The following is a 6,696-nucleotide window of genomic DNA, read 5'->3' on the forward strand; positions in this document are numbered from 1 at the left end:
CACCTGAAAGAGTTGCCGCATCTTGGTTTTTACGCTCTTCAAGACGTGGGAAGCGTGAGAAAACTTTTTTCAAGTTAGCTTGATTTTCTTCACGATTTTTCTTTAAAAAGGCTCCCATTTCTAAGTTTTCCATAACAGTCAAACCTGGGAAAACATGGCGTCCCTCAGGGACTTGTGAAAGGCCACCTGCCACGATTTTTTGTGCAGGCAACTTTTGAATTTCTTTTCCCAAAAACTCAATTTTACCAGCACTTGGACGAACCAAACCTGAAAGGGTACGAAGAATGGTTGTTTTACCGGCACCATTGGCACCGATAAGGGAAACAACTTCACCTTCATTAACCTCGAAACTTACATCACGAACTGCTTGGATCATACCATAATGCACAGAGAGGTTTTCAACTTTTAACATAGACATTAGGCTTCACCTCCTAGATAAGCTTCGATAACACGTTTGTTGTTCTTGATCTCATCCGGAGTCCCATGAGCAATCAACCGACCATATTCAAGAACATAGATACGCTCAGTGACTTCCATAACCAAATTCATGTCATGTTCGATAAGCATGATGGTAATTTTAAATTCATCTTTGATACGACGGATCAATTCTGTCAATTCAGCTGTTTCTTGTGGATTCATACCAGCTGCAGGTTCGTCCAAAAAGAGGATCTTAGGTTCAGTTGCCAGAGCACGAACGATTTCTAATCGACGTTGTTGACCATAAGCCAGATTCTTGGCAAGAGTATCTGCGTCACCATCCAAATCAAAGATCTTCAACAAGTCCAAAGCTTTGCTTTTTAATTCTTCCTCATTCTTATAAAAAGCTGGTAGGCGTAGGAAGCTCGCAAGGACATGTTGTTTATGATGATTGCTAAATGCAATCAAAACATTCTCCAAAACTGTCAAGTCCTTGAACAAACGAATATTTTGGAAAGTACGACTGAGACCAAGTGAAGCAATCTTATAGGGAGTTTTCCCATTTAGGAGGTGACCATCTAGTGTCACAGTACCTTCGCTTGGTTCATAAACACCGGTCAAGAGATTGAAAAGGGTTGTTTTACCAGCTCCGTTTGGTCCAATCAGACCAACCAATTCTCCCTCGTTCAATTCAAGAGTGACATCTCCAACAGCTGTTAGACCGCCAAAATGTTTGGTTAACTGTTTAACTTCAAGTAATGCCATTAGTTTTGTCCCTCCTTCTTCGATTTTTTAAAGAAACGTGATAGACTCAATTCCCATGTCCCAAGAAGTCCACCTGGTCTGAAAATCATGACCAATACAAGAGCCAAAGCGTAGATAATCATACGTACGCTTGCTACATCCTGAAGGAGCATATTTAAAATTCCTAAAACAATCGCTGAAACGATGGTACCAGTAATCGATCCAAGTCCACCAAATACAACGATAATCAACACATTGATGGAATTAATAAAGGTGTAATCTTTTGGGACAACAGATCCGATAAAACCAGCCTGAAGTGAACCAGCAATACTTGCTGTAATGGCTCCAAAGACAAAAGCGATAATCTTGATCTTTGTGGTGTTTACCCCAACGGATTCTGCAGCAATCTCATCCTCACGAACAGATAGAGTAGAGCGTCCAATTGGACTACGTAAGAAGTTGAGAGTTGCAATAGTTGTGATCACCACAAATAGATAAACCATTTGCCAGTTAGTAAAGTTTGGAATACCCAAGATACCAGCAGCACCGTTGGTCAAACTGCCACCATTAATGATAAAGATACGAATGATTTCTGAAACACCTAGTGTCGCAACTGCCAGGTAGTCACCCTTCAAACGGAGTGTTGGGATCCCAACGAGCAAAGCGACTGCACCAGAAATCAAGGCACCCAAAACCATCGCTCCAAAGAAGGCACCATAGGTTGGTGATTTTGAACCAATAATCGCTGCTGCATAAGCCCCAATCGCCATAAAACCTGCATGACCGAGTGAAAATTGTCCTGAAAAACCAACGATTAAGTTCAAACCTACTGCAAGGATGATATTAATCCCAATTTGTTCTAAAATTTGTACATGGAATAGATTGAGAACACCAGCAGAAACCAGTACACTAATCAATCCATAACCCGCTAACAGAAGGAATAACCAGAGAATATTTATTTTAAGATTTGTCTTCATTGTTTACACCTTCTCTTTCACATTCTTACCAAGGATACCTGCAGGTCGAACAATCAGAATCAAAAGCAAGATTCCATACACGATAGCATCACGGAAATCAGACATACCAAAGGCAGTAGCAAATGTTTCCAACAAGCCAATCACAAATCCTCCTAGAGCTGCACCAGGAATAATCCCGATACCACCGAGTACGGCCGCAACGAATGATTTTAGACCTGGAGTCACACCCATCAAAGGTTCAAGAGAGTTGTAGTAAAGGGCAATGAGGACTCCTGCTGCACCAGCAAGGGCTGAACCCAAAGCAAAGGTAAAGCTGATTGTACGATTTACATTAATTCCCATCAATTGAGCTGCGTCACTATCAACTGATACCGCACGCATGGCTTTCCCCATTTTTGTTTTTTGGACGATCAATTGCAATAAAACCATCAAGAGTACAGAAACTGCTAAAATCATCAATTGAACATTTGTCAAGCTAATTGGTCCCAAGTCAAAGCGAACTGTTTCAATTGCTTGAGGGAAGGCACGAGTATTGGCGCCTACTAGATAAACCATTCCGTATTCCAGTAGGAAAGACACTCCGATGGCAGTAATCAATACAGCAATACGTGTAGAGTGTCGTAAAGGACGGTAGGCAAGAAACTCAATCACAACACCAAGTAGTGCGGTCCCTGCCATTGAAATAATTAAAGCTAAAAAGAAATCCATTTGGAAAGAATTAATCAAAAAGTAACCAATAAAGGCACCCATCATATAAATATCACCGTGGGCGAAGTTGATGAGTTTGATAATTCCATAAACCATGGTATAACCCAGAGCCAAAAGTGCATAAACACTACCCAGAATTAGACCATTCACAAGTTGTTGGAGCATAGCATTCACTCTTTTCTATCCTTATTTTTTAGAAAATTTCATTATTTTCACAAGTTCATAAACACCGAAACAGGGAGTGAGTCAAAGGCTCATTCCCCATTTCAATTACTATTCTAATGTTATGGTTTTACAACTTCTGCTTCTTCAACTTTACCATTGTTCATGGTCATCATGTAAGCAGTTTTCACAGTATTGTGGTCAGCATCAAAGCTTGTTTGACCAGTTACACCATCAAAATCTTTGGTTTTAGCAAGGTTGTCCTTGATCTCACCTGAGTTTTTAGCACCTTTTGCAGCATTTGCTACTAGGTAAACTGAGTCATAGGCCAAAGCTGAGAATGTTGAAGGCTCTTCATTGTATTTAGCACGGTATGCTTCAAGGAAAGCTTTAGCTTTTGCAGAAACATCAACTGTAGTTGAGAATCCAGAGATGAAGTAAATGTTTGATGCTCTTTCAGCAGTTGCTTGTTGAACAAATTCTTCACCGTTAAATCCATCACCACCAATGATTGGTTTATCAATTCCCATACCACGAGCTTGGTTTACAATTTTACCAGCTTCTGTGTAGTAACCTGGAACTACGATAGCGTCAAACTCTTTGTCTTTCATTTTAGTAAGGGCTGCTTGGAAGTCAGTATCACCTGCTACAAACGTTTCATCTGCTACAATCTCACCCTTGTAGGCTTCGCGGAAAGATTTAGCAATACCTTTTGCATAGTCACTAGCGTTGTCAGTATAAAGAACAACCTTCTTAGCATTCAATTTGTTTGTTACATAATTAGAAATAATCTTCCCTTGGAAGCTATCTTGGAATGTTCCAATAAATAGGTAATCTTGACCTTTAGTCAAACCGTCTTGAGTAGCACTTGGTGAAATCAATGGCACTCCAGCTTTAGTAGCGTTAGCTACAGCTGCAGCAGTTGCACCAGATGTCGCAGGTCCTACAATAGCTGCTACTTTTGATTGGGTAACAAGGTTTGTTGTAACAGAAGCTGCTTCAGCAGTTTCTGACTTGTTGTCTTTGTCTACAACTTCGATTTGTTTCCCATCAATTCCACCTGCAGCATTGATTTCGTCTACGGCAAGTTGGGCACCTTTTTGTTCAGCTGTACCGTAAGCTGCCACAGCACCTGTCTCTTCAAAGTTAAAACCGATTTTAATTGTTTTTTCGTCTACTGGATTTCCAGTTGTGTTTGACGCTCCTGACTTGACCTCTCCACAGGCAGCAAGAAGAGCCACACTAGCAAGAGCCACAAAAGATAGGGCAAATTTTTTCTTCATTTTTAATCTCCTTATAGTTGTTTCAAAAATTGTATGTTAAGAATATACCGAATTATCAGAAAATTGTCAATGTATTTGTTTAACTTTTTTAAATGATAACGTTTTCTTCAGTCCGATAGAGATTCCCAACGAAGGGGGGTTCTAGCTCTTGAATATGGCAACGTCTAATTTTCTTGATATATCTTTCCTTACCTAATCTCTCAACTAAGTCATCTAGCTCCTCAGTTGAAACATAGAGTTGCAAGTAACGATGTTTTTTAGAGTGGTAACAGATATCACCGTATTCCTGAATTTTTTTTGCATCTCGATTATAGTAGAGATAGATGATTAATCCTGATCGATTTGTTTTTTCAAACATGAGGAATCCTCTTTCTAAGAAATCTTCTCCTATTATATCAAAAAAAGCAAACTCCGTCGAGTTTACTTTCTAGGTTGCTTAGCTTAAAGAATTATTGGCCATGATTTCATCAATAAAGCCATATTCAAGTGTTTCTTGGGCACTCATCCAGTAATCACGTTCTGCATCTGCATGAATTTGCTCGACTGATTTACCAGAGTTATCTGCAAGGATTTGCTCCAAAGTCTTACGAGTTTTGAGCAAGTGCTCTGCAGCGATTGCCATATCGGTTTGTTGGGTACCACCACCTGTTCCACCCATTGGTTGGTGAATCATGTACTCCGCATTTGGAAGCATGAAACGTTTGCCTTTTGCGCCACTTGATGCAATAACAGTCCCCATAGATGCAGCCATCCCCATAACGATAGTTTGGACATCCGCTTTGATAAAGTTCATAGTATCAACGATTGCCAAACCAGCTGAAACAGATCCTCCAGGTGTGTTGACATAAAGGTAAATATCTTTTGTGCTATCTTGGGCATCCAAGAAGAGCAACTGAGCAATAACGGAGTTGGCCATGTTGTCTTCAACTGGACCTGTTAGCATGATGATGCGGTCTTTCAGAAGACGAGAGTAAATATCATAGGAACGTTCTCCACGGCTTGTTTGTTCAATAACTACAGGAATCATTCATTTCTCCTTTTATGTTTTATGTTGAATTTTCTTAGTCTTACGACTCAATACAGAACTATTATATCTTTTTGGTCAAAAAAGGTCAAATTTTTGCTCTATTCTCTAAACAGAAACAAAAACTCAACCTCCTTTCAAGTCAAAAACGAACTTCTAGTTTCACTATTTACTTTGGGATTTTATTTAGTACCGAACAAGCGGTCTCCAGCATCTCCAAGACCTGGAACGATATAACCGTGTTCGTTCAAGCGTTCATCCAAGGCTGCTGTAAAAATTTCTACATCTGGGTGAGCTTCTTGAAGAGCTTTCACTCCTTCTGGAGCAGATACTAGGCAGACAAACTTGATATTTGATGCGCCACGTTTTTTAAGGGAGTCAACAGCCAAGATAGCTGAACCACCCGTTGCCAACATTGGATCAACGACAAAGATTTGACGTTGGTCAATATCCTCAGGCAATTTCACCAAGTATTCAACTGGTTGAAGGGTTTCTTCATCACGGTACATACCGATATGACCAACTTTGGCTGCTGGAACCAAGCTCAAGAGGCCATCTACCATGCCGATACCTGCACGCAAGATTGGGACAATCGCCAATTTTTTACCAGCCAATTGTTTTTGAACGGTCTTTGTGATAGGTGTTTCGATTTCCACATCTTCAAGTGGAAGATCACGAAGTACTTCATATCCCATCAACATTGCAATCTCATCTACTAGTTCACGAAAAGCTTTTGTAGAAGTATCTGTACGTCGCAAGATTGACAATTTGTGTTGAATGAGTGGATGATTAATGACTTCAATTTTTCCCATTTTCTGAGTTCCTTCTTTCAATTTATTCTTCTTATTATATCAAAAAACGGTTTAAAAAGCTTTCTAAACCATTTATTTTTATTAATTTTTAAATCAAATCTGCCTCTTGAAGAGCTGTCTGAACAGTCTCTAATGGTAAATGGGTTAACTCGGTGCCTTTTTCTTGATAAAGGTACTGGGCATAGTCATCCATTCGGTACTGGTTGATATAAACCACGCGCTTGCAACCAACTTGAAGCAGTTGTTTGGTGCAGTTCAGACAAGGGAAATGGGTCACATAGGCTGTAAATCCTCTGGGAACCCCTCGCTCAGCCCCTTGGAGAATAGCATTAACCTCGGCGTGAAGGGTTCGAACACAGTGACCTTCAATGACCAGACATTCGTGGTCAATACAGTGCTCCGTTCCTGATACGGAACCATTATAGCCAGTTGAAATGACTTTATTGTCTTTGACTAAGACAGCTCCCACCTTGGCACGTTTGCAGGTCGAACGATTGGCAATCAGTAAAGCCTGGGCTGCAAAGTACTCATCCCAAGCCAGTCTTTTTTCTGTCATAAGTCTTCTCCTT

9 protein-coding genes are annotated in these 6,696 nt (G+C 40.3%); all 9 read right to left on the bottom strand.

Going from position 1 to position 6,696, the window contains the following annotated elements:
• Positions 1 to 418: ABC transporter ATP-binding protein (locus tag GMD4S_RS06540; protein ID WP_000062203.1), on the bottom strand; the 418-nt coding region annotated here is incomplete at its 3' end.
• On the bottom strand, positions 418 to 1,182 hold the full coding sequence (locus GMD4S_RS06545; protein ID WP_001186014.1) for an ABC transporter ATP-binding protein: 765 nt from the start codon (positions 1,180 to 1,182) through the stop codon (positions 418 to 420). The genes GMD4S_RS06545 and GMD4S_RS06540, both read right to left, overlap by 1 nt.
• A complete protein-coding gene (locus GMD4S_RS06550) occupies positions 1,182 to 2,138 on the bottom strand; it encodes a branched-chain amino acid ABC transporter permease (protein WP_000856249.1) in 957 nt (318 codons plus the stop codon). Before GMD4S_RS06550 ends, GMD4S_RS06545 begins: the two co-directional genes overlap by 1 nt.
• 3 nt (positions 2,139 to 2,141) lie before the next feature.
• A complete protein-coding gene (locus tag GMD4S_RS06555; RefSeq protein WP_000941413.1) occupies positions 2,142 to 3,011 on the bottom strand; it encodes a branched-chain amino acid ABC transporter permease in 870 nt (289 codons plus the stop codon).
• Positions 3,012 to 3,130: 119 nt separating this feature from the next.
• Positions 3,131 to 4,291 carry an ABC transporter substrate-binding protein gene (locus GMD4S_RS06560; protein ID WP_000726128.1) on the bottom strand — a complete coding sequence of 387 codons (1,161 nt, stop codon included), beginning with the start codon at positions 4,289 to 4,291 and terminating at the stop codon, positions 3,131 to 3,133.
• An 88-nt stretch (positions 4,292 to 4,379) separates the two neighbouring features.
• Positions 4,380 to 4,649: a YlbG family protein gene (locus GMD4S_RS06565; protein WP_000462104.1), complete on the bottom strand. Its 270-nt coding sequence runs from the start codon at positions 4,647 to 4,649 to the stop codon at positions 4,380 to 4,382.
• A 78-nt stretch (positions 4,650 to 4,727) separates the two neighbouring features.
• The gene (gene clpP / locus GMD4S_RS06570; RefSeq protein WP_000613467.1) at positions 4,728 to 5,318 is read right to left on the bottom strand and encodes an ATP-dependent Clp protease proteolytic subunit ClpP; all 591 of its coding nucleotides are present in this window, start codon (positions 5,316 to 5,318) and stop codon (positions 4,728 to 4,730) included.
• A gap of 179 nt (positions 5,319 to 5,497) precedes the next feature.
• The gene (upp, locus tag GMD4S_RS06575) at positions 5,498 to 6,127 is read right to left on the bottom strand and encodes a uracil phosphoribosyltransferase (RefSeq protein ID WP_000515974.1); all 630 of its coding nucleotides are present in this window, start codon (positions 6,125 to 6,127) and stop codon (positions 5,498 to 5,500) included.
• A gap of 88 nt (positions 6,128 to 6,215) precedes the next feature.
• The gene (locus GMD4S_RS06580) at positions 6,216 to 6,683 is read right to left on the bottom strand and encodes a deoxycytidylate deaminase (RefSeq protein WP_000136994.1); all 468 of its coding nucleotides are present in this window, start codon (positions 6,681 to 6,683) and stop codon (positions 6,216 to 6,218) included.
• Positions 6,684 to 6,696 lie beyond the last annotated feature (13 nt).

It is taken from the genome of Streptococcus sp. GMD4S (genome assembly GCF_000296955.1).